General features: G+C 59.3%; 20 protein-coding genes. 10 read left to right on the top strand and 10 right to left on the bottom strand.

Features of this window, described 5'->3' with window-relative positions:
• Positions 1 to 31: 31 nt before the first annotated feature.
• Both CQ019_RS17410 and CQ019_RS17405 read right to left on the bottom strand, forming a co-directional pair.
• Positions 32 to 268, bottom strand: coding sequence for a hypothetical protein (locus CQ019_RS17410; RefSeq protein WP_096286748.1), 237 nt, complete (start codon positions 266 to 268; stop codon positions 32 to 34).
• A gap of 121 nt (positions 269 to 389) precedes the next feature.
• The gene (locus tag CQ019_RS17405) at positions 390 to 866 is read right to left on the bottom strand and encodes an Lrp/AsnC family transcriptional regulator (RefSeq protein ID WP_096286750.1); all 477 of its coding nucleotides are present in this window, start codon (positions 864 to 866) and stop codon (positions 390 to 392) included.
• A gap of 241 nt (positions 867 to 1,107) precedes the next feature.
• Between CQ019_RS17405 and CQ019_RS17400 the strand changes: the two genes are divergently transcribed.
• Complete coding sequence (locus tag CQ019_RS17400; protein WP_105570259.1) at positions 1,108 to 2,358, top strand: MFS transporter; 1,251 nt, start codon at positions 1,108 to 1,110, stop codon at positions 2,356 to 2,358.
• 188 nt (positions 2,359 to 2,546) lie between these two features.
• Here the strand turns inward: CQ019_RS17400 and CQ019_RS17395 are convergent, their stop codons facing one another.
• From CQ019_RS17395 to CQ019_RS17385, 3 genes are all read right to left on the bottom strand, one after another.
• Complete coding sequence (locus CQ019_RS17395; protein ID WP_105570258.1) at positions 2,547 to 3,539, bottom strand: LLM class flavin-dependent oxidoreductase; 993 nt, start codon at positions 3,537 to 3,539, stop codon at positions 2,547 to 2,549.
• A 130-nt stretch (positions 3,540 to 3,669) separates the two neighbouring features.
• Positions 3,670 to 3,873 (bottom strand): cold-shock protein, encoded by a 204-nt coding sequence (locus CQ019_RS17390; protein ID WP_096286756.1) that lies wholly within the window; start codon positions 3,871 to 3,873, stop codon positions 3,670 to 3,672.
• 288 nt (positions 3,874 to 4,161) lie between these two features.
• Complete coding sequence (locus CQ019_RS17385) at positions 4,162 to 5,679, bottom strand: MFS transporter (RefSeq protein WP_105570257.1); 1,518 nt, start codon at positions 5,677 to 5,679, stop codon at positions 4,162 to 4,164.
• Between the two features lie 137 nt (positions 5,680 to 5,816).
• Here CQ019_RS17385 and CQ019_RS17380 point away from each other — a divergent pair, with 137 nt between their 5' ends.
• Both CQ019_RS17380 and CQ019_RS17375 read left to right on the top strand, forming a co-directional pair.
• On the top strand, positions 5,817 to 6,371 hold the full coding sequence (locus CQ019_RS17380; protein ID WP_096286760.1) for a TetR/AcrR family transcriptional regulator: 555 nt from the start codon (positions 5,817 to 5,819) through the stop codon (positions 6,369 to 6,371).
• Between the two features lie 19 nt (positions 6,372 to 6,390).
• On the top strand, positions 6,391 to 7,644 hold the full coding sequence (locus CQ019_RS17375) for a CynX/NimT family MFS transporter (RefSeq protein WP_096286762.1): 1,254 nt from the start codon (positions 6,391 to 6,393) through the stop codon (positions 7,642 to 7,644).
• Between the two features lie 6 nt (positions 7,645 to 7,650).
• On the opposite strand, the gene CQ019_RS17370 is transcribed toward CQ019_RS17375, so the two are convergent.
• Complete coding sequence (locus CQ019_RS17370) at positions 7,651 to 8,307, bottom strand: trimeric intracellular cation channel family protein (protein WP_096286765.1); 657 nt, start codon at positions 8,305 to 8,307, stop codon at positions 7,651 to 7,653.
• Between the two features lie 45 nt (positions 8,308 to 8,352).
• Positions 8,353 to 8,910: a DUF1697 domain-containing protein gene (locus CQ019_RS17365; RefSeq protein ID WP_096286767.1), complete on the bottom strand. Its 558-nt coding sequence runs from the start codon at positions 8,908 to 8,910 to the stop codon at positions 8,353 to 8,355.
• Between the two features lie 75 nt (positions 8,911 to 8,985).
• Here CQ019_RS17365 and CQ019_RS17360 point away from each other — a divergent pair, with 75 nt between their 5' ends.
• Positions 8,986 to 10,938 carry a prolyl oligopeptidase family serine peptidase gene (locus CQ019_RS17360; protein ID WP_105554520.1) on the top strand — a complete coding sequence of 651 codons (1,953 nt, stop codon included), beginning with the start codon at positions 8,986 to 8,988 and terminating at the stop codon, positions 10,936 to 10,938.
• On the opposite strand, the gene CQ019_RS17355 is transcribed toward CQ019_RS17360, so the two are convergent.
• Together CQ019_RS17355 and CQ019_RS17350 are read right to left on the bottom strand one after the other, a co-directional pair.
• Positions 10,935 to 11,330 (bottom strand): RNA-binding S4 domain-containing protein, encoded by a 396-nt coding sequence (locus tag CQ019_RS17355; RefSeq protein ID WP_105554521.1) that lies wholly within the window; start codon positions 11,328 to 11,330, stop codon positions 10,935 to 10,937. The genes CQ019_RS17360 and CQ019_RS17355 overlap by 4 nt on opposite strands.
• A 27-nt stretch (positions 11,331 to 11,357) precedes the next feature.
• Positions 11,358 to 11,714: a hypothetical protein gene (locus CQ019_RS17350; protein ID WP_096286773.1), complete on the bottom strand. Its 357-nt coding sequence runs from the start codon at positions 11,712 to 11,714 to the stop codon at positions 11,358 to 11,360.
• Between the two features lie 93 nt (positions 11,715 to 11,807).
• Between CQ019_RS17350 and CQ019_RS17345 the strand changes: the two genes are divergently transcribed.
• The 3 genes from CQ019_RS17345 (at position 11,808) to CQ019_RS17335 (ending at position 15,647) form a co-directional block, all read left to right on the top strand.
• A complete protein-coding gene (locus CQ019_RS17345) occupies positions 11,808 to 14,180 on the top strand; it encodes a Tex family protein (RefSeq protein ID WP_105570280.1) in 2,373 nt (790 codons plus the stop codon).
• Positions 14,181 to 14,327: 147 nt separating this feature from the next.
• A complete protein-coding gene (locus tag CQ019_RS17340) occupies positions 14,328 to 14,831 on the top strand; it encodes a ferritin (protein ID WP_096286777.1) in 504 nt (167 codons plus the stop codon).
• 204 nt (positions 14,832 to 15,035) lie between these two features.
• Positions 15,036 to 15,647: an SH3 domain-containing protein gene (locus CQ019_RS17335; RefSeq protein WP_096286779.1), complete on the top strand. Its 612-nt coding sequence runs from the start codon at positions 15,036 to 15,038 to the stop codon at positions 15,645 to 15,647.
• Here CQ019_RS17335 and CQ019_RS17330 read toward each other — a convergent pair.
• The gene (locus CQ019_RS17330; protein WP_181148607.1) at positions 15,644 to 16,288 is read right to left on the bottom strand and encodes a response regulator transcription factor; all 645 of its coding nucleotides are present in this window, start codon (positions 16,286 to 16,288) and stop codon (positions 15,644 to 15,646) included. The two genes, CQ019_RS17335 and CQ019_RS17330, sit on opposite strands and share 4 nt — an antisense overlap.
• A gap of 381 nt (positions 16,289 to 16,669) precedes the next feature.
• On the opposite strand from CQ019_RS17330, the gene CQ019_RS18355 reads away from it, so the two are divergent.
• The 3 genes from CQ019_RS18355 (at position 16,670) to CQ019_RS17315 (ending at position 21,102) form a co-directional block, all read left to right on the top strand.
• Positions 16,670 to 19,069: a choice-of-anchor G family protein gene (locus CQ019_RS18355; RefSeq protein WP_146113394.1), complete on the top strand. Its 2,400-nt coding sequence runs from the start codon at positions 16,670 to 16,672 to the stop codon at positions 19,067 to 19,069.
• 299 nt (positions 19,070 to 19,368) lie between these two features.
• Positions 19,369 to 20,115: a DUF5819 family protein gene (locus tag CQ019_RS17320; protein WP_105554523.1), complete on the top strand. Its 747-nt coding sequence runs from the start codon at positions 19,369 to 19,371 to the stop codon at positions 20,113 to 20,115.
• A 3-nt stretch (positions 20,116 to 20,118) separates the two neighbouring features.
• Complete coding sequence (locus CQ019_RS17315) at positions 20,119 to 21,102, top strand: HTTM domain-containing protein (RefSeq protein ID WP_105554524.1); 984 nt, start codon at positions 20,119 to 20,121, stop codon at positions 21,100 to 21,102.
• The last annotated feature ends 109 nt before the right edge of the window (positions 21,103 to 21,211 follow it).

Genomic DNA, 21,211 nt, shown 5'->3' with positions numbered 1-21,211 from the left:
GCTGAAGCCTAAGGGATGCTTAGTCAGTGAGCTAGTCCTCATCTTCGTCGGCATTGGACTCTTCGGTGAATTCGTTATCCAGTTGCGCCTCGGTTTCCAGATCGTCATCGAGCAGGTAGGCGCGTGTAGCCAACGGGTCGATGTTCCGCATCGTTTCGGGCGAATCGCTGGAGCCCTCATAGGCTTGCGAATCGCGGCCGTCGTCGGGCTCGTAGATGTCGTTCCCGTATTCGGGTGCGAAGTCGGTTGGTTCAAAATCCTTGGTCATCACGTACTCCTCCACAGAATGCGAGGGACCCGACGAGAGCCGGGGTTATCCCTCATGACTTCTCGTAATCACAGCCTAGGCCGGGAAGGCGCACAAGGAAAGACTTGTATTTTCGCGCTTCTCAGTGATTGTGTTCGGCGTAGTGCTCCAGCAGCGGAGCGGCCCGGTAGGCCAGGTGGGTGTGGAGCGCGAAGGTGGTTTCGGATCGGGTGACACCCTTGATCCGCAGGATCTGCCGCAGCCCCGACTGCAACTGGTGGGTATCGGTGGCGATCAGCCGCACCCAGACATCTCCACGGCCGGAGGTTTCGTGGATTTCCAGCACGTTGGGAATCTGCCGCAGCGAGGTCACCACGGTATCGAGGTCGCGGTGCAGCACTTCCAAGGTGACGAAGGCCAGCACGTCGTAGCCGAGTTTTGCCAGGTCGAGGTCGCGGCCGCCTTCGCGCAGCACATCCGCGCGCTGCAGGCGGCGAAGACGTGACTGAGCGGTGTTGCGGGCCACGCCAACTTCGTCGGCGAGATCGGAGATTTGGATCCGCGGATCCCGGATCAACGCCAAGAGAATTTTCAGATCGACGTCATCCAAACGCACCATTTGCTCACTCCTAGGACCCGCGGGGGCCAAGTTTTTGACTATTTTGCTCAAACTCTAACAAGTTAAGAACCGAAGTGTCCTTGTTTGGCGGATATTTATGAGTGAACGATCTAGATCAGTAGACATTTTCTTACAGATCGCTCAACTAGCCGGTGGGGTAGCGAGCAACCCCACCGCTAAAAACTTTCTAGTGCAACAACCTGGCGACATCCTTTGGACCACCCGCCTTTTGGGAGACCCCATGTCGGTAATCAGCGAACTGCGCATGCAGCCGGCTCGAACCAGGCCACTGACCTGGAACCCGGGCACCACCACGCGGCTGAGCATCACCGTGCTGGTGAGCTTCACCTTGCTGGTGGGCGCGAATTTGGCAACGCCGCTCTACCCGCAGCTGCAGGCCGAACTCTCCCTGGGCGCCATGGGGACCACCATCGCCTTCGCCAGCTACGTCTGTTCGCTGATGTTCTTCCTGTCCATCGTGGGCCACTGGTCCGATCACATCGGCCGCCGTGCCGCGCTGGTGCTCGCCATCATCATCTCGCTGGTGGGCACGCTGAGCTTCGGTGCGGCCTCAACCCTGTGGGAACTGTGCCTCGGGCGCGGCCTGCAGGGGGCCGGGGTGGCCCTGGCCACCGGAGCCAGCGCCGCGGCGCTGCGCGAGCTGCTGCCGCATAAGCCCGAATGGGCCTCGCGCTTCACCCTGCTGGCCTCCTCCGGGGGCGTGGCCTTCGGCCCCTTGCTCGGCGGCGTGCTGGCTTTGCTGCCCGGCGGACGGACCACGGTGTTCACCGTGCAAGCGGTGCTGCTGCTCGCGACACTCATTCCATTGGTCGCGCTGCAGGCGCGCCCGGCCATTGCCATGGCCGAGCGCGGGCAACGGCACCGCGCGCTGGCCCCGCGCCGGCTGGGGATCCCGCGCGAGGCGCGAGCCAAATTCTGGATGGGTGCGCTGGTTGGATTCTTGAGCTTTGCCGTGTTCGGTTTCGCCTTGTCGTTGGCTCCGGGCTATTTCGCGCAGGTTTTCGAGCTGACCTCGCTGCCGATGATCGGACTGGTCGCGGGTCTTCCCTTGGGGATCTCGGCGCTGTCCCAGGTAGTGGTCCGCGGCGGCCAGCGCCTGCTGCCGCTTGGCTTGCTGCTGCTGGCCGCCAGCACCATTGGCCTCGTGGTGGCCGCCGAGTTCGGTTCGCTCTGGTTGGCCATGCTGGCGCTGGCGCTGATCGGCCTGGGGCAGGGAATCGCGTTCCGAACCGCGTTCAGCGGCGCGGTTAATGCCGTGTCGGCTTCCCTGCACGCCCAGACCGTGTCGACCATCTACCTGGTGACCTACCTTGGCAGCGCGCTGCCGGTGATCGTCTTGGGTTGGGCGGTAGGGGTCTATGGCCAGGAACTGAGCATTCTGGTCTTCGGCGTGCTCTGCGCGCTGCTGGCGCTGCTCCTCACCGGGTGGTCCGTGGCCTCATTGGCGAAGGACCGCACCGCTCGGGCATAGCCCAGAATCGCTGAGTGCTTCCGTCTCTCCGCCCGGCCGCGTGGACCGCGCCGCTACCACGTGGGCGTTAAAGCACAAGAGATCCACCCCGGCGTCCGGCCACGCACCGCTATGGTGCGTGGCCGGTTCCTTTCGGGGCGGATCGCTGTGGCTCTAGGCCGACGACGAGATCGCCGGCCCGGTGCGCATCAGCCCGCGGTAACCAACCGGCAGGCCTGTGAGGTGAGGTTGACCGAATTCAACCGGTCCTCCTCGAGCAATGGGTGGTGCACGGTGATCAGCTCGTCCGCTTGGGCGGTTTCGGCGAAATCGGCAAGGTATTCGGCCACGTTATCCCCGGTTCCGATGGCGGTGAAGCGCATCATGTCCAGGATCTGTTCGGCCTGCGGGGTATCCATCACCATGTCGAGTTCGGCTTCGGTGAATTCCTTCTTTGCGTTGCGGCCCAAGAAGGACGCGACGCGGTGGCGTTCGGAGGCCACCTTGAGTTCGTGGGCGTGCTGCACGCTTTCGGCGGCAATCACCCCGACGCCGGCGATGACATATGGTTCGGCCAGCTGGGCCGAAGGCTTGAACTGCTCGCGATAAGTCTTGACCGCTTGCTGCAAGGCCGCCGGGGCGAAATGCGAGGCGAAGGAGTAGGGAAGGCCGAGCTGTGCGGCAAGCTGCGCGCCGAAGAGCGAGGAGCCCAGAATGTAGAGCGGAACGTTGGTGCCCGCCCCCGGGATGGCTTGCACACCCGGGATGCGTGACTCGCCGGCGAGATAGGCCTGGAGCTCCAGCACATCGTGCGGGAAGGAGTCGGCGGACGAGGCGTCGCGCCGCAGTGCGCGCAAGGTGGTCATATCGGTGCCCGGGGCGCGTCCCATTCCCAGGTCGATACGATCGCCGAAGATCTCGGCCAGGGTGCCGAATTGCTCGGCAATCACCAGCGGCGAATGGTTGGGGAGCATGATGCCGCCAGAACCCAAACGGATGCGTTCGGTGTGGTGGGCCACGTGGCTGATCAACAGGGAGGTCGCGCTGGAGGCGATGGTCGGCATGTTGTGGTGCTCGGCGTACCAAACACGTTCATAGCCGGTGCGCTCAGCAAGCTGAGCGAGGCGTACAGATGACTTGAAAGAGTCGGAAATGGTGCTATTAGGTGCAACCGGGGCAAGGTCCAGAATCGAAAGCTTCACGGTTAGTACAACCCACCGAGGTGCGGGACTATTCCGTGAAGCCCGATAAACGTGAAAACGGCGTCTTCCCGGATAATTCCGGGAAGACGCCGTTGACGCTAATGTCTAGGGGCTATTCGCCTAAGACGCTTTAGAGTCCGCGGATGTCCGCTGCCTGAAGACCCTTAGGGCCCTCAACTACTTCGAACTCAACCTTCTGGCCTTCTTCCAGGGTACGGAAGCCCTGGGTCTGGATGGCGGAGAAGTGAGCAAAGACGTCAGGATCTCCGCTGTCTGGAGCGATGAAGCCGAAGCCTTTTTCAGCATTAAACCACTTGACGATACCGGTTGCCATTATACTATTTGGTCCTTTCAGACGTTCCTCACCGATTTTTTGGTGAGCTTGGTTGTAATCCACGAGAGACGTTGAAACCGAAGTTCCCTCGTCCTACGAAGCAGCCAAGTCATTCACTTCACGTCTAGAAGGGGTTCGCGCCAACCATGCGGATCGACATTCACAAACTTCTAAAGGGTTCTTCGCGAATTACTTTGGAACTACACTGCCTAGCCTACGTCGAGATTCGCAACTTTTGAATAACTTTGACCTAATTAATCTAGATTTTCGGAAAGTGTCCCAAATCGTTTACCGAGTAGCGGGTTTGATGATTCGAGCCACTACGATTGCGGCGACCAGGGCCAGCACCGCCGCGATGCTCGAGGTGATGAGCACCCCGTGGTCAAAAGCGTGGGCCGCGGAGGCCAAAAGCGCCTGCGCCTGATCGGCGGGCAGCCCCTGCGCAATCTGGTGCGCGCCGCTCAGGGTTTCCACGGCCGCTTGGGTCGCCGCGGCGTCGAGCGCCTCCGGAACCTTGAGCTGCGCGGCATAGACGGTATTCAAAATGGTGCCGAGCACGGCCACCCCGAGCACCGCTCCGACCTCATAGGCGGTTTCCGAGATTGCCGAGGCCGCCCCCGACTTCGAGGCGGGCACCGCGGTGAGCACCATGTCATTGGACAGGGTCTCGGACATGCCCACCCCGATTCCCAGGACGCAGAAGGCCGCCATGAGCCAGAAGACATCTCCGGAAGAGCCGGCGAAAACGACCACCGCGTAGGCCACGGCCGAAAGCATCAGGCCGCCGACCATGATGGCCGGTGCGCCGAAGCGCGCGGCCAGCGGGACCGAGACGAGGCCGAAGACCATCGTCAAGACCAGGCCCGGGGTCATCAGCAGGCCGGCATCGAGCGGGCTGTACCCGGCGATGAGCTGCAGATGCTGGGAAACGAAGTAGATGAAGCCCACCAGCGAGAAGACGCCGATCAGGTTCACCGTCAGCGCTCCGGAGAACGCGGCATTGGAAAACAGGCGCACGTCGATCATCGGGTTGGCGGCGGCCAGCTGCCGGCGCACGAAGCCCACCCCGCTGGCAACGGAGAGCGCTACGGCGCCAATGACCACGTACAGCGGCTCGGTGGTGAAGGACTTGATCGCGTAGACGAAGGGCAGCAAGGTGAAGATGACCAAAACGATGGACAGCGGATCGACTCGCCCGGGATTCGGGTCCTTGGATTCGGGCAGGAGCAGCAGGCCGCCGATGAGCAGCGGCAGCAGCATCGGAACTGCCAGCAGGAAGACCGAACCCCACCAGAAGTGCTCCAGAAGGAGTCCGCCGATGATGGGGCCGAGGACCGCTCCGCCGGAGAACGCACTGGCCCAGATGGCAACCGCGGTCCGGCGTTCTTTGGCGTCCGGGAAGATATTGCGGATCAAGGAGAGCGTGGCCGGCATCAGCATGGCACCGAAAATACCGAGCAGGGCGCGGGCGAGCACCAGCTGGAAAGCGTCGGTGGCGAAGGCCGCCAACGCGGAGATCAGCGCGAATCCCGTGGCACCGATCAGCAGCACCTTGCGTCGGCCAATCCGGTCACCCAGGAAGCCCATGGGGACCAGCAGTCCCGCGAGGATCAGTGGGTAGATGTCGATGATCCATAACAGTTGCGTACCGCTAGGCGATAGCGCACCCGAGATGGCGGGAACCGCGAATGACAGCACCGTATTGTCCACGGAGACGAGTAGTACCGGGAAAAGCAGTACGGTCAGAGCGGCCCAGCGGCGCGAACGACTCAGCGTGGAGGCGCGTTCGGTGATCTGTGAGCTCATGGGATTGGCCTTTGAAATTAGTGCGTAGGAAATTGGGGTGTGGTTTCACCCTCAAGAGTAACTATACCGTCCGGTTGGTATAGTTACCATCGAATGTAAGGTTAAATCCGTCACCGTCTAAAATCCTAAGGAGATTCATGGCCCGTCCACCTGCGGCACGCACGAAGGTACTGGATGCTTATATCTCGCTGCTCTGCGAAGAAGGGGAACGCGCGGCAACCCTCGAAGCCGCCGCGACACGAGCAGGAGTTTCAAAAGGCGGACTGCTTTACCACTTTGCCTCGAAGGAAGCGCTCGCCGCCGGGGTGATCGAGTCCACCGAGGAGCACGTCCAACTGGATCTCGATCGGATGCACGAGGCCGCAGAGGGCGCCTCGGTTTATTACGTGCAGACCTCGGCGGAAGTCGACACCGAATTGGACCGCCATCTGGTCGCGGTGCAGCGCCTGGCGCAGGCCGGAGTCGGCAGCGCCGCGGCGATGCTCGAGGACGTGCACGCCCGGTGGCTGCAGCTAATCCTCGACGAAGTGGGGGACCCGGCGATCGCGCATCTGGTCATCCTGATTGGCGAGGGGCTCTATGCGCATCTGGCCATGCCCGGCTCCTGGTATCAAAGCAATTTTGAGGGTCGGCTCAAAGAATTACTAGAATTGGTCCCGCAACTCAAAAAGTTGAAAGAACTCAACGAATAATTCTGCAGGGATGTGTCACATGGCCGAAGACGGCACAAGGAACCGGCTCAAAGGCCGTATCGGGGCGCTGCTTGGCATCTTGCTGATGGCCCTGTCGCTGCGCGCGGCGGTAGTGTCCGTGCCGCCGCTGCTGGCCCGCATCCAAGAAGATATCGAGTTCACCGAATTCACCACCGGGCTGCTGGCCATGCTGGCACCGATCTCATTCGCCGTCTTCGGGCTGTTGACCCCGCGGCTGATTCGGCTCTGGGGCCTGGAGCGTACGCTGGTCATCGCGGTCGCGCTGGCCGTGGCCGGACAGCTGGCACGGCCATTGATGCCCAATGTCTATCCCTTCCTGGCCTTGTCCATTGTCACCCTGGCCGGTTACGGCATGGGCAACGTGGTGCTGCCGCCGTTGGTGAAAAAATACTTCCCGGACCGCATCGGCGTTGTCACCAGCGGATACGTCACGATGATCGCCATCGGCACCTGGCTGGCGCCGCAATTCTCGGTTCCCTTCGCCAATGTCGGCAGCTGGCAGACCTCGATCGGCTCGTGGGCCCTGTTGTCCGGGATCGTGCTGATCCCCTGGATGATGCAGCTGTTTGCGGACCGCCGCGTGGAGCGCCCGGAGGCGGCATTGCCGGCGGCCGGGGGACACGAGATCGCGCGGATCAACCCGTGGAAGTCCAAGGTCGCCTGGGGGCTGGCCATCTTCCTTGCCGGCAACTCAGCGCAGACCTATGTGTACTTCACCTGGCTGCCGCCGTACCTGTACGCCCAGGGCCTGGACGAGGCGGCCAGCGGAAATATGCTCGCGCTCTTCGCGATCCTCGGATTGCCGGTGGCACTGTTGGTCCCGCTGTGGGTTCCGCGCTTGAAGAACCCGATCATCGCGGTGGGCGTGTTCACCGCCTGCTGGATTACCGGCCACCTCGGAATCTATCTTTCCCCGACCCAGGGAACCTGGTTCTGGGTGTCGATGGCGGGCCTGGGCCAGGGCACCTTCGCCATTGCGCTGTTGATGATGAACCTGCGCTCGCGCACCACCTACGGTTCGGGCGTGCTTTCGGGCTTCGCCCAGGGCCTGGGCTATGCCGGCGCCGCCATCGTTCCGATGCTCTTTGGCGTCGTGCAGCAGGCCAGCGGATCCTGGGGCGTGGCCTTCTCGATGCTCGGGGTGTGCATCGTGGTGATGCTGCTCGGAGCGGTGATCATCAATCCATCGCGCACCATCGAGGACAGCGCGCCGGGTGCCGAAAACGAGGGCAAGCTCGAACGCGTGGACTAGGCGGAACTAGAAATGCCGTTGCGGTCCGTTCTCCGGTGGGGATCCCGGGGTAGGCCGGTGCCAGTGTCCGGCCGCCAGCGGGATGCGCCAGCCGAACTTCAGCGAGGCCAGCCGCGTGGCAAAGGTCAGCGCCGCGATGCCCACGCCGACCATGGGGTTGAAGAGCTCAAAGCTCCAGCACACCGCGGTGAGGATGCCGCCGATCATCGCCGGGATCGCATAGATGTCCCGCGGGTTGAACAAATCAGGGGTGACATTGGAAATGACATCACGCATCAGCCCGCCGCCCACCCCGGTAATCATCCCTAGCAGCACCGCGGTGACCGGATTAAAATCGTGCTGCAGGGCCTTGAGTGTGCCGGTCATGCAGAACAAGCCCAGTCCCGCGGCATCGAAGACCAGCACCAGGCGGTGAAGTTTTTGGATGGCGGGAGTAAAGCCATAAACGAGCAACGCGGCCAGCACCGGCGGCAGGAAATAAATGGGATGCCCGAAGGTGGCCGGGGACTCGTTCAGGATCAGGTCGCGCACCACGCCGCCGCCCAGGCCGGTGACGCCGCCGAGGAATACCGAACCGAGCATGTCAAAACCGCGGCGCGCGGCCATCAACGAGCCGGCGACGGCGAAAAAGAAAATGCCAACGAGTTCGATGACAATGAGCATGTAGTGGCCCTCAGCGAGTTGGAGTGGAAGCAGATGCAGAGCTTATTATTCTCCGAGTTCCTGCGCGCGAATAATCGTGGAAAGTTTTACTAAGGTATTCAGGTTGCGCGTGGTGATAATCCGCTGGCGCGCCTGCGCGGTGACAAGTTTCGAAACCGGGGTTTCAAGGCTTTGGCCCTTTGGGCTGATCCAGCACAAGCTCCTGGCGCGCACCGCCACCACCGTAGCATCGGCGAGTTGGGCCGCCGCGGCATATAGTTCCTGGGCATCGCGCTCACTGGCGCACAGGGTCAGGTAGCGGTGGAACTCGGCAGCTGCCGCGGGCACCGGCACCGGGAAGTCGGCGGCGAGTTCATGGACTTCGGCGGCGCTGAAAGCCAGCGCCGGAATGGGGCGGCCGTAGTAGTCGGCCAGCAATTGCTCGCAGTGCGCACGCAGCTCGGGCGCCGCGCCGTGCGGCGCGTCGAGGATTGCATTGCCGCTGGCGAGCACGGTTTTAACCGGGCCGTAGCCGGCCTCGCCGAGCAGTGTCGCGAGATCTTTCATCAAAACTTTGACGCCGCCGACGTTAACCCCGCGCAAGAACAATACGAACTTTGCCATGGCTCCATCCAAGCGCACCGAGTTAGCGCTTGTCGAGGGTCGTTCCTGGCCCGAAATATGACTAGGATCGAACACATGCTTCAGCACATGCCCTTTGGTTCCTGGCCCTCGACCATCTCAGCTGCGCAAGTAGCGGCTGGCACTAAACCGCTCGGCGGAGCCTGCTTCTTCGGAGACAAGCTGATCGTGCAGGAAGGCCTGCCTGCCGAGGGCGGACGGGTGACCCTTGTCGAGTATGGGCGCAGCGCTGCCGCGGCGGGACGTCAGCTGATCGCGGCACCGTATAACGTGCGCTCGCGGGTGCATGAGTACGGGGGTGCCAGCTGGCTGCTGCTCGAAGGGGCGGTCCCCGCGGTGGTCTTTGCAAACTTCGAAGACCAGCGCGTCTACTTGAAGGTGCTGGCCAATGAAGAGCCGGTGGCGCTGACCCCGCCAAGCATGATCGACGGCGATCCGGCACTGCGCTTCGCAGAATTCGTGCCGGGGCCGGCGGGCCAGGTGCTGGCAATTATGGAAGACCTGCGGGCCGAACCGGTGCGCCATATCGTGGAAATTCCGCTGGACGGCAGCGCCAGCGAAGATCTGGCGGCCATTCGACTGCTCAGCACTCCGGCGCGGTTTGTCGCCGGGCCGCGGCTGAGCCCGGATGCCACGCATCTGACGTGGATCAGCTGGGAACACCCGGATATGCCCTGGGATGCGACCGAACTCCACCTCGCCGAATACACCGAGCAGGGAACCTTGCGGGGCTCGGTGATCGCCGGAGGCCCGGAGGTCTCGGTCATGCAGCCCGAATGGACCGACGATGACCGGCTGACCTTCATCTCGGATGCCTCGGGATGGTGGAATCCCTACACCTACCAGCTCAGTTCCGGGCGCACCGTGCGTCTGGTTGACCGTGCCGCAGAGTTCGCAGGTCCGCTGTGGCAGGTAGGCACCGGATGGTATCTGAACGAAAATCAGCAGACCCTGTTGTGTTCCTACGGAACGGGCACGACCAAGCTGGCACGGGTGCATACGATTACCGGGGGACTGGAAGACCTCGCCTTGCCCTTCACCCGGGTGCGTCCGCTGGCGTTGCAAGATGGGTGGCTGTTGGCTGGCACCTCTTCGCTGACCCAAGGCGAAGAGATCTCCTTGATCAACGTGGAGACCCTGGAGCACCGGTCGGTGACCCGGTCGATCGCCGAGCTGCCAGAGCCCGCCATGCTTCCGGAAGTCGAAGAATTTGAATGCGCCAACGCGGCCGGCCAGGCGGTCCACGCGCTGCTCTACAAGCCCCGCCAAGAAGGCTTTGCGGGAGCAGAAGGGGAACTGCCCCCGTATGTCACCTTCGTGCACGGCGGGCCAACCAGCCAAGCGGTCGCAACGCTGAGCGCCACCGTTGCCTACTACACCTCGCGGGGCATCGGTGTGGTGGACGTGAACTATGGTGGCTCCACCGGTTATGGCCGGGATTATCGAAACCGGCTCCGTGGCGCGTGGGGTGTAGTCGACGTGGCGGACACCGTAGCGGTGATCAAGGCGCTCATCGCCCGGGGACTTGCCGATCCGGCAAGGATCGGCATCGAAGGCGGCAGCGCCGGCGGCTGGACGGTGCTGTGCGCGCTGACCTTCTCCGAGGTCTTCACCGCCGGCATCAGCCGGTACGGCGTCTCGGACCTGGTGGGATTGGTGGAGGATACCCACGACTTCGAATCCCAGTACATGTTCTCCTTGGTCGGTCCTTACCCGGAAGCGGCAGAGCTGTACGAAAAGCGGGCGCCTATCAACCATGTGGAGAAGATTTCCTGCCCGGTGCTGCTTCTCCAGGGCGATGAGGACAAGGTGGTCCCGCCGGCTCAATCACAGGTGGTGGCCGACGCGTTGGCCAAGCGGGGGATTCCGCATGCCTACATCCTGTTTGCCGGAGAACAGCATGGCTTCCGCAAGTCGGCAAATATCATCAAGGCGCTAGAAAGCTCGCTGTCGTTCTATGCACAGATCTTCGACTTCGCGGTGGACGTGCCAGCGATCGAGCTGACTTAGTCTTCGGGTCCCTGCCAGGAGGTGCGCAAGCGATCAATTTCGCGGCGGTCCTTCTTGGTGGGGCGCCCGGTACCCCGGTCGCGGATCGGGACCTGCGGGATGACGACCTTCTCGCGGGGCGGGGTGTGGTCCAGATAGCATTTGACGGCTACCGGCGCACCGACGCGCTTAGAAATGAGCCCGGTGACCTCAAGGTCCCGGTCCCAGCCGTCCTTACGGACCCGGATGCGGTCCCCGGGAACGACGATCTGCGATGCCTTGACCGGATCCCCATTGAGCCGAACATGACCGGCGCGGCAGGAGGTGGTTGCCGCCGAGCGAGTCTTATACATGCGCACCGCCCAGAGCCAGGCGTCAAGACGGACCTTACCGCCGGTGGGAATTTCGACCATAGGTCAAAAGTCTAGATCACCGTGGGATTAGTTGTTGTTTGCGTTGGCATCATCGCAGGCCTGCACCAGGCGATCTTGCAGTGCTTGCGGCGCCTGGTCTCCCGAACTTGCCAGTTCCTTGAGCACATCGACTATTGGCTGCGGCAAACCGCCGCCTTCAACCGAACCGATGATGGAACTGAGTACGCGCAGCTCTCCGGCATCTATGCTGCCATCCTGGACCGGCGCACAGGCCTGGCGGACCATCTCCGTGGCGGCAGCGTCAGTGAGCTGCGTGGCAGCCGACGTGGCGGTGTCTTCCAGCACGGAACAACCAGCGGTCACCATGATGAGCGACGATACGGCGAGTATCGCGGCTGACTTTCGAATTGCTACATTCCCCATAGCTAGCAAGTCTAGCGTCCAAGTTTTAGGATCTGCTGGGTGTGAACCGAGTTGATCATCTGAAGATTAAGCTCTTTGGGGCACAATGGTTCGGTGAGTAGCACAGAGCAGAAGATCATTGAACAGCTGGCGGCCGAACTATCTGGAGACTCCAAAGTCGCGGTCTGGCAGGTCAAAGCGGCCGTGGAACTTTTGGACTCGGGGTCAACGGTTCCCTTTATCGCAAGGTACCGAAAAGAAGTCACCGGGATGCTCTCGGACACGCAGCTGCGTTTGCTCGAAGAACGCTTGCGGTACTTGCGAGAACTCGAAGAACGCCGTGTCACGGTCCGCGAAGCCATCAGCGAAGCCGGAAAACTAACCGATCAGCTTGACGCCGCGATTTCGGCAGCTGCCACCAAGGCCGAGCTGGAAGACATCTACCTTCCGTTCAAGTCCAAGCGGCGGACCAAGGCGCAGATAGCTCGTGAAGCTGGGCTGGAACCGTTGGCGGATTTGCTGCTTGGCGATCCGAGCACCGATCCGCAGGTGGCCGCGGCCGCTTACCTCAACGTCGAAGCCGGCTTCGGCACCGAGCTGGATGTGCTTTCCGGTGCCCGTTCGATCGTGACCGAGCGGGTTTCCCAGGATGTCGCCTTGGCTTCCGAGCTTCGCGAGCTGCTGTGGAAGTCGGGCAAGATCGGGGCCAGCGCCGCGGCCGCCGCTACTGCTGAGGCGCAAGGTAAATACAAGGACTACCTCGACTATGTGGCGACCCTGGATTCGCTGCCTTCGCACCGGGTGCTGGCCTTGCTGCGCGGCGAACGCGACGGAGCGCTGAAACTGCAGTTCGCCGAGGCGGATCCGCGCGATGAGCAAGCGCTCGCCGCGGCCCGTACCGGCTACGAAAACGCCATCGCTTCCTCCCTCGGAATTTCCGCCAGCCCCGATGCCCCGGCCGCGAGCTGGCTGGCGCAGACCGTTCGCCTGGCATGGAAGGCCCGGCTGCTCACGCGATTTGAATCCGATCTGCGCGCTCGCCTCTTCGAAGCGGCAGAGGATGAATCGGTGAAGATTTTCGCGGCCAACCTGCGCGATGTGCTGCTGGCCGCGCCGGCGGGAAGCAAGGCGGTGCTCGGCCTCGACCCGGGTCTGCGCACCGGGGTGAAGGTCGCGGTAGTCGATCTCACCGGCAAGGTCGTAGATATAGCCACCATCTACCCGCATGCCCCGGCTAATCGGTGGGACGAGTCGGTGAAGACGCTGACCAGATTGGCGCAGAAGCACGGTACCTCGCTGATTGCCGTGGGCAACGGCACCGCGGGACGCGAAACCGATCGCCTGGCCGCAGAGGTCATCAAGGCACTGGGCGGCAAGGACCTGTCCAAGGTCATCGTGTCCGAGGCCGGAGCGTCCGTCTACTCTGCCTCCGAACTTGCCAGTCAAGAACTACCGGACCTGGACGTGTCGATCCGCGGCGCGGTGTCCATTGCCCGGCGCCTGCAGGATCCCTTAGCCGAGCTGGTCAAGATCGATCCGAAGTCCATCGGAGTGGGCCAGTACCAGCACGATGTGGGGGCCACGAAACTGGACCGTGCCTTGGACGCTGTCGTGGAGGACTGCGTGAATGCGGTCGGCGTGGACGTAAATACCGCGTCCCCGGCGCTGCTTTCCCGCGTGGCGGGCGTAGGCCCCCTGCTCAGCCGGAACATCGTCGATCACCGCAACGCCAACGGGGCTTTTGCCACGCGCAAGGAGCTGCTGAAGGTGCCGCGCCTGGGCGCCAAGGCCTTCGAGCAGTGCGCCGGCTTCTTGCGTATCACCGGTGGCAAGGAACGCCTGGATGCCTCCTCGGTACATCCCGAAGCGTACGCGCTGGCCAATAAGCTGCAGCAGGCTGCCGAAAGCCAGGGACGCCGTTTAGAAGAGCTGAACCCCGCCGACTTCACCACCGAGCAGTTCGGCGAGCCGACGATACGGGACGTCATTGCAGAACTTCGCCGTCCGGCGCGTGACCCCCGCGGCGAATTCGTTACGGCCGCATTGCGTGAAGGCGTGGAAACACTTTCCGACGTCAAGCCGGGGATGATCATGGAGGGCACCGTGTCCAACGTGGCTGCCTTCGGCGCGTTCGTAGATTTGGGCGTGCACCAAGACGGACTGATCCATGTCTCGGCGATGAGCAACAAGTACATCTCCGATCCGCGCGAAGTAGTCAGCTCGGGACAAATCGTCAAGGTGAAGGTCCTCGAAGTCGATGCGGCGCGCAAGCGCATTTCGCTCACCTTGCGTTTGGACGACGAGCTGCCGGGCGAGAAAACGACGCCAGAACAGACAAAACCGCGCGGTCAGGGTGGGCCACGGTCCAACGGCGGACCAAGCAAGCGGGGCGAGCGTGGCCAGGAGGGGAATCGGAAGGCCGCACCGGCAGCCAGCGCCAATACGGCCATGGCCGAAGCTCTGCGCCGCGCAGGGCTGGGGAAATAGGTAGCACCCAGGTGGTTGTTGCCCTTGCCTTTGTTAGCATCGGCTCAATTAACTACTGGTCAACGCTAAAGTATGCGCTAATTACCCTCGTGATAAGTGTGTCCGAACTTCGGTGACAAGCAAGAAAATGAGTCGTAGTCTGTAGACATGGAACTTACAGGAAAACTGGCAGAGGCCTTCAACACTCAGTTAACTCTCGAATTGACAGCTGCGACCGTTTACCGTCAGCTGGCAGTGGAAATGGACGTTATGAGCCTTTCCGGCATTGCCGGTTGGTTCCGTGCGCAGGCGGCCGAAGAAGTAGTGCATGCGGAGAAGTTCATGACTCACATGACCGACCGTGATGCCCGCCCTAAGATCGGCGAACAGCCGGCACCGGTGATGAACGTCAAGACCGTTGTCGACGCTTTCACCGTTTCCCTGTCCCACGAGCGCAAGGTTTCCGAAGCAATCCGGGAACTCTACCGACTGGCACAGACCGAGGGCGACATCGATTCGATCCCGATGCTGAACTGGTTCATCGAGGAACAGGTCGAAGAAGAGGCCACCGTTTCCGAGATTCTGGACCGGCTCAAGCTCGTCGGAGACGACGGCAGCGGCATTCTGCGACTGGACCGCGAGCTCGGGGCACGTACGTCGGCAGGCGAATAAAACTTCAGGAAGATAAAAACTCTTCAAACATGAAATAAACTTAGGGAATCAGCTAATTGCTGGTTCTCTAAGTTTTTCTATATCGAGGTGGTTGTGAACCAATTGGGTTATCCGCATCCTTCGGCTCGGACGTCGTCACCGACGCATACGCACCGCACGACGGCAGAGCTGAAACTACGTAAGGGTGCCGGGCGACACTACCTTGTGCAGAGCAATCTGAGCTCGGGAACGGAACTTGCGCTCGTTGAAGTGCGCGGCTCCTGGGCGCACGTTTACGTTCACCGAATCTATGGGTGGCTGCCGAATATCTATCTTGAACCGATTCCGGCGGCCTTTGAAGAAAACGTTGAAGGCAATCCTGAAGTAGCTAGCGGTTCGCGGGTGCTTTCGCGCTATTCGCTGATCGAGGCAACTCATCTCACCACCGCGACTCTCAATCTGCGCCAGGGCAGCGGCACGGGATATCCGGTACTCAAAGTCGTCGAACAGGCGAGCAAGGTGCGGATGGTGCTGCAACAGGGACTGTGGTCGCAAATCCAGTTTGGCCAACTGCTGGGCTGGGTCCCGAGCATGTATCTGCAGACCTTGCCGTCGCGTCCGGCCAAGGGCGGGCTCATCGCGGTTCCCAACCAACGGGCTCTGACGACCATTCAACTCAATGCCCGACGCGGACCTGGAGACCACCACTCTTTGGCGCGCATTTTGCAGGCCGACACCGCCGTGGTGATCGTGGCCCGCCAGGGTGCCTGGCGGCAGATCGACCGCGACGGTGAAGAAATGTGGATTCCAGCCAGCCAACTGCGGACCGTCTACTAAGCGGTCAGCAGATCCGCTGAGGTAATGAGCCCTGTCTCTGCTGCGATGACTGCCAGCTGAACTCGGTTCGAAACGCCGAACTCGTCCATGATCCGGGCCAAATGCAATTTCACCGACCCTTCGCTGATGTGCGTTGATCGCGAAATCTGGATGTTCGTCATACCTGACGCGACACCACGCACGAGTTGCCTGTCGCGATCACTCATTTTGTCAATGATTGCTTGATTCTGGGATCGCCTGGCGAATCGCAGCGGCTTCTCCCAACCTTCGGAGGGCTGGGCAAATAGTTGATAGCCGGCGGCGACCATGCGAAGCGCGCTGGGCAGCTCGGCGCTAATCGAATTCTTCGAAATCAGTCCGGAACTACCCGACTCGTAGGCCTTCGCGAGTTCCGCGCGCCCGTATGAATTGGCGAGCAGCACGACCTTCGTCGATGGTGCTTGGGACGTAATATCCTGGATGGCGAGATGGATATCGGCGCCACTAAGTGAGTACTCAAGAATCACGATGTGCGGGGTAAAGCTCACGGCATTTTGCACTGCTTCATGCATCGAGTCCGAGATTTTCTCGATCGTAATGTCATTGGCCGATGCTAAAACAGCGGAAATCCCTGCGCGCGAAAAATGATCGCTATCGGCCAAATGGACTCGAATAGGGGGCAAGGGGCATCATCCTTATTCAGAAAATACTCAGGTTGAGGTGCAACAGATCGCCCCTTCATGTCCCCACATGAGTTCATCCATTGCTTGTAGTGTAATCCTATAGCCATGTGGCTAAAAAAACACTCCGACAGTCGGCTGTTAAGTCTCAAATCAGACACGGTTTTCACAATGGACCTCCACCTAAGCGGTGTCAATACCTAATTTTGATGAATTTCAATTGAAGTGTATATGTCAGCTACCGACGGGTAACCCATATCAGCTAGATTTTTTAGCCAAGTGGCCAAGATTAATAACCTGAATTAGCAAAGAATTAGCTGAAAGAAACCTGAGAGTGTGGGGTTGCTCGGCATAGGGTCAAAGTTGGGTTTCATTTTGATGACCCAAAGATCACAACATCTAACTTGGAGGACAGCGGTGCAAGCTACTAATTTGCCGCCAAAGAAGAAGGGAACGAAGGCCAAGGGTGCTCGTCGGGTTCTAGCCGGCGCTGTAGTCACCAGCCTTTTCGTTGCCCCGACCGTTACCGCCGCACTTGCTGCGCCAGCGGATCACTCGGAAGCCTTTGGCCAAGTCATTAATGTCGACGGATTGGGCCTGGACCTAGCGGAAGCTGGTTACTCCTACTCAGCAAACCCAAGTTCGTCAACCGCGCAGGCGAATCCACTGAATGTTTCCGCCTTGAATGGCGCAGTGGATCTAACCCTGCCGACCATCAATCTTCCAGTAATCAGCGACGACGGCAGCGGATTGCTTGACCTTGGTCAAGCAGGCGCACTGTCCTCTTACGCGATTGCCGATACTGCGACTCATGCCAAGGGATCCGCCGGCGTATTGGGCGCAGATGGCGCCCTTGCCGTTGACACCAGCTCCGGTGACTTAGCAACGGTCGACTTGACGAAGCTGTTCGGTCAGCTGGGCATCGATGGAGTAACCACCGATGTATTAGACGTTGCAGAACTGCAACTGGGCGCACTTGGTTCGACTACCGAGCGTACCGATGGCGCGGATCCGACGCACGAGTACCAGATCGCCTCGGCTACCGTAGACCTGCACAGCCCGCTTTTGTCGGACCTCAGCGATACCTTGACTGCCACCACCACTGGCGCAGGCGAGGCGCTCAATGGGCTGGTAGGCGCAGAAGGTCTTGTTCCGCAGATTGTAGACGCACTGAATGCAGCAAATGTTAACTTGGGCTTGGCTGAACTTGGCCTGTCTAACGTTGCACTTTCTATTGATGGTCTTCCTGACGTCGTAGCGACTCTCAACGGTGTGTTGACAGAAGAGCTGATTTCGGAGTCCGGCCTGGTTTCGCTGAACCTTGGCGAAGGTACTGTCCAGCTTGACCTGTCAAAGGCAATTACCGGCGGGCTCAACGATCAGCCAGCCAACACGAAATTGCTTGACGACGCCGTAGCGCTGCAGGTGAGTGAAGAGCTGACTGGTCTTCTCGAAGGTGTCACCACCAAACTTACTACTGCCCTGAATGAAGTACTCGATCAGGCTTCCTTCACCTTGACCGCAGATGTGAACGCCGAAGTCGCAATACTTGGTGACCTCGTCGACGGCGGCATCAACCTCAGTGGTTCACTGGGTGATTTCCTGAATGGAAATACCGAGAATTTCACTGTCAACAATACGCTGGTCCTGCTACCGGGCCTGGGTGGCGGAATTGATCTAGGCGGAGTCCTTGACTCTGTAGTTGGACTGGTCATGGATACGACTGCTCCACTATTGTCGACAGTAACCGGTCTAGTGAATGCTCTTCCGGGCACCGTTGACGGACTGGTCACCGATGTAGTCGCACCAGTTATTGATGGAGCAATCGAGCCACTTTTGGCCGGCGTTCTTGAAATTACGATTAATGAGCAGGGCACGATCGCGAGCTCGGAAATCAGCAATCCTGCAGCTTCACCTGCCGCCGCCCAGATTGTGGCTCCGGCACCAGAGGGCGAGCTTAACTACGTTACTGCCTTGGCAATTGACGTCTTGCCTGATGTGGCCGGCGTCGGCGTTGATTTGGGAACCTCAGCGGTTCGAGCAGCAGCCGAAGCTACGGATACCGAAGCAACTGATGCTGTAGACGCTGACACCGAAGCAACTGACGCTGTCGATACCGAGGCAACTGATGCTGTCGATACCGAGGCAACTGATGCTGTCGATACCGAGGCAACTGATGCTGTCGATACCGAGGCAACTGATGCTGTCGATACCGAGGCAACTGATGCTGTCGATACCGAGGCAACTGATGCTGTCGATACCGAGGCAACTGATGCTGTCGATACCGAGGCAACTGACGCTGTAGACGCTGACACCGAAGCAACTGACGCTGTAGACGCTGACACCGAAGCAACTGACGCTGTAGACGCTGACACCGAAGCAACTGATGCTGACGCTACCGATGCTGATGCAACTGATGCTGACGCTACCGATGCTGATGCAACTGATGCTGACGCTACCGATGCTGATGCAACTGATGATGCAACTGATGCTGACGCTACCGATGCTGATGCAACTGATGCTGACGCTACCGATGCTGATGCAACTGATGCTGATGCTGACGCTACCGATGCTGATGGCACCGATGGCACCGACGCTGATGGTTCGGATAACTCCAAGGACAACAATGACAAGAAGAACAATGACAAGAAGGATGGCCTGGCTAACACCGGCGCCAGCGCCCCACTGGTCATTGGTGGACTTGCACTGTTGCTCGTAATTGCAGGTGGAGCTATTACAGTAATCCGCCGCAAGAAGGCCTAATTGGCCATAAAGTAACACCGTAGTCTTGAGCTGGGCAACAGATACTTGTTGCCCAGCTCAAGACTTTTTATTTTCACGAGATTTGAATTCCACGAACTCCGTTAAGTTCAATTAACATAAAATAAGTACATAAAAGTAAGAGAAATGCTGCTGGCTGCGCAGAAGACTAAAATCCATTTTCGTGGACAGGAGCAGCAATCTCGACAGAGATACGATGTCGACATTTTTGCAGTCATGACCGGTGAGATTCCCGGCTGGGCCCGTACTCGGTCAGGGAATGATCGGGCGTTCGAGAGGTAATGATGGCCAAACAAGGTCAGAAGAAACGATTTATAGCAGTTCTCACGGCGTTGGTGATGGTGCTTGGTTACACAACCGTCGCACTATCGATGTCTGTCGAAGCGTCGAGCCCGATCAAAAGCACACTTTCGCCGTACTTCAGTCAGAAATGGAACGTCTTCGCACCTAATATTCAGAAAAAGGATTACTTTCTCGAGGTAAGAAGTCGAACTGTTAATGACGACGGGAAGACTATCGAGACCGACTGGATTCCAGTGACTGCCATTGAACGCAGAGGAAACAAGGGACAGCTGGCACCCTCACGTATTCAGAAACTCAGCCAGAACGTTTCGACTTCATACTTATCCAGGTATCACAAGCTGACATCTGATCAACGTGAGCAGGCACGAGAAGATTTCGTAACCAGATCAAATGGCAAGCGGAACGTCATGGATGACTCTGAAATCGTCAGTTCAATTAAAGGAAAACAAAAAAACTCGTCTTCCGTCGTACGCTTCGTGCGTATGGACTACATGCTAGTTAGATACGCAACTGTGTTTGCCGAAGCGCATTCAGGTAATCCAGCAAGCGAAGTCCAATGGCGTGTGGTCCGCAAACAGAACAATGACTTCGAGCATCGGTTCATGGAATCGGACCAGTTTAAAGACCGCATCACAACCTTCGGGTGGAGGGCCTCCGATGCCGGAGCCTATGAACCAGCAGTTGAGCACCTTGAACAAATGATTGATCGTCAGGAAGGTCACTAAACTATGATTTCAGTGACGAATAAGTTTGGAAGTTGGCTTCTTGAGTCCAAGCATTCTCTGATCAGCTTCTCCCTGTTGCGTATCATTTACGGCATCGGGATGCTGACGGTCCTAGTCCCGAGCTTCACTGATCGTTCACTTCTCTGGGGACCTGCTTCTTGGTGGGTAGATCCTGAGGCGAAGCGTCGCGGCTACTGGACTTTCGATACGGTTTTGAGCAAAAGTAATGAACTGTTTTTTGATATTGGATACGTTGCATTCATCGTGCTTGTCCTCATCTTCATTGCGGGTTGGAAGACTCGGTACATTACGCCGCTCATTCTCCTGATGCTAGTAGCGCTCCAATCCAACAACTCGTACCTCACCAACGGTGGGGATACATTGGGACGAATCACGTTGCTGTTCCTGATATTCGCGAATCTCAGCGAGTATTTCTCGGTGGATTCATGGCTCAGGCGACGTAAGACAACGATCCGCAGTAAGCCGAAGAGCAATGAGCTTTGGAACTTGTTGCACAACATTGCCCTTTTGCTATGCATGACGCAGATCGTAATCGTTTATTTGATCTCCAGTTATCTGAAGCTGATCGGAGAAAACTGGATTGACGGTACGGGCTTCTTCTACGCCATGAACCTACAGGCGTATCAGATCTACCCAATGATCAACGAGCTACTTTGGCAGTCGAGCCTATTTATCAAGATCTCCTCCTGGCTAACGCTCATTGCTCAGGGTGGTTTCGTATTCTTCGTTATCTGGCGCAAAACGCGGCCATGGGCTGTCGCAGTGCTGTTCACCATGCACGTAGGAATTGCGGCGCTTCTCGCCGGGCTATGGCAGTTCTCTTTGGTAATGATCGCACTCGACCTGCTGTTTATTTCAAACCGCGAGTGGGTGTCAATCAGGGGCTTCATCAATACGAAAGTCCTTCGTAAAGAAGCAATCGAACCCGAGGTAACTGTTCCTGACAAGGAGCTCACCAACGCTTGAGTGTCATTGCACTCAACATGATTAAACGCTAACCCGGGTATTTCATGAAGGCCGGTAGTCATTAACTGACTTAAAAGATGAAAAGGTGACCTGAACTGGGAAAATGGGA

The organism is Arthrobacter sp. MYb229 (assembly GCF_002975405.1).
Lineage (GTDB): Bacteria > Actinomycetota > Actinomycetes > Actinomycetales > Micrococcaceae > Glutamicibacter.
This window is presented reverse-complemented; position numbering and strand designations above follow the sequence as displayed.

Coding starts and splice junctions, on each gene's coding strand:
- CQ019_RS17350 (WP_096286773.1), bottom strand. CDS start 11,714: ATGGGGAATGTAGCAATTCGAAAGTCAGCCGCGATACTCGCCGTATCG.
- CQ019_RS17315 (WP_105554524.1), top strand. CDS start 20,119: ATGATTTCAGTGACGAATAAGTTTGGAAGTTGGCTTCTTGAGTCCAAG.
- CQ019_RS17390 (WP_096286756.1), bottom strand. CDS start 3,873: ATGGCAACCGGTATCGTCAAGTGGTTTAATGCTGAAAAAGGCTTCGGC.
- CQ019_RS17405 (WP_096286750.1), bottom strand. CDS start 866: ATGGTGCGTTTGGATGACGTCGATCTGAAAATTCTCTTGGCGTTGATC.
- CQ019_RS17385 (WP_105570257.1), bottom strand. CDS start 5,679: ATGAGCTCACAGATCACCGAACGCGCCTCCACGCTGAGTCGTTCGCGC.
- CQ019_RS17380 (WP_096286760.1), top strand. CDS start 5,817: ATGGCCCGTCCACCTGCGGCACGCACGAAGGTACTGGATGCTTATATC.
- CQ019_RS17355 (WP_105554521.1), bottom strand. CDS start 11,330: ATGGTCGAAATTCCCACCGGCGGTAAGGTCCGTCTTGACGCCTGGCTC.
- CQ019_RS17410 (WP_096286748.1), bottom strand. CDS start 268: ATGACCAAGGATTTTGAACCAACCGACTTCGCACCCGAATACGGGAAC.
- CQ019_RS17375 (WP_096286762.1), top strand. CDS start 6,391: ATGGCCGAAGACGGCACAAGGAACCGGCTCAAAGGCCGTATCGGGGCG.
- CQ019_RS17400 (WP_105570259.1), top strand. CDS start 1,108: ATGTCGGTAATCAGCGAACTGCGCATGCAGCCGGCTCGAACCAGGCCA.
- CQ019_RS17370 (WP_096286765.1), bottom strand. CDS start 8,307: ATGCTCATTGTCATCGAACTCGTTGGCATTTTCTTTTTCGCCGTCGCC.
- CQ019_RS17340 (WP_096286777.1), top strand. CDS start 14,328: ATGGAACTTACAGGAAAACTGGCAGAGGCCTTCAACACTCAGTTAACT.
- CQ019_RS17360 (WP_105554520.1), top strand. CDS start 8,986: ATGCTTCAGCACATGCCCTTTGGTTCCTGGCCCTCGACCATCTCAGCT.
- CQ019_RS17365 (WP_096286767.1), bottom strand. CDS start 8,910: ATGGCAAAGTTCGTATTGTTCTTGCGCGGGGTTAACGTCGGCGGCGTC.
- CQ019_RS17320 (WP_105554523.1), top strand. CDS start 19,369: ATGATGGCCAAACAAGGTCAGAAGAAACGATTTATAGCAGTTCTCACG.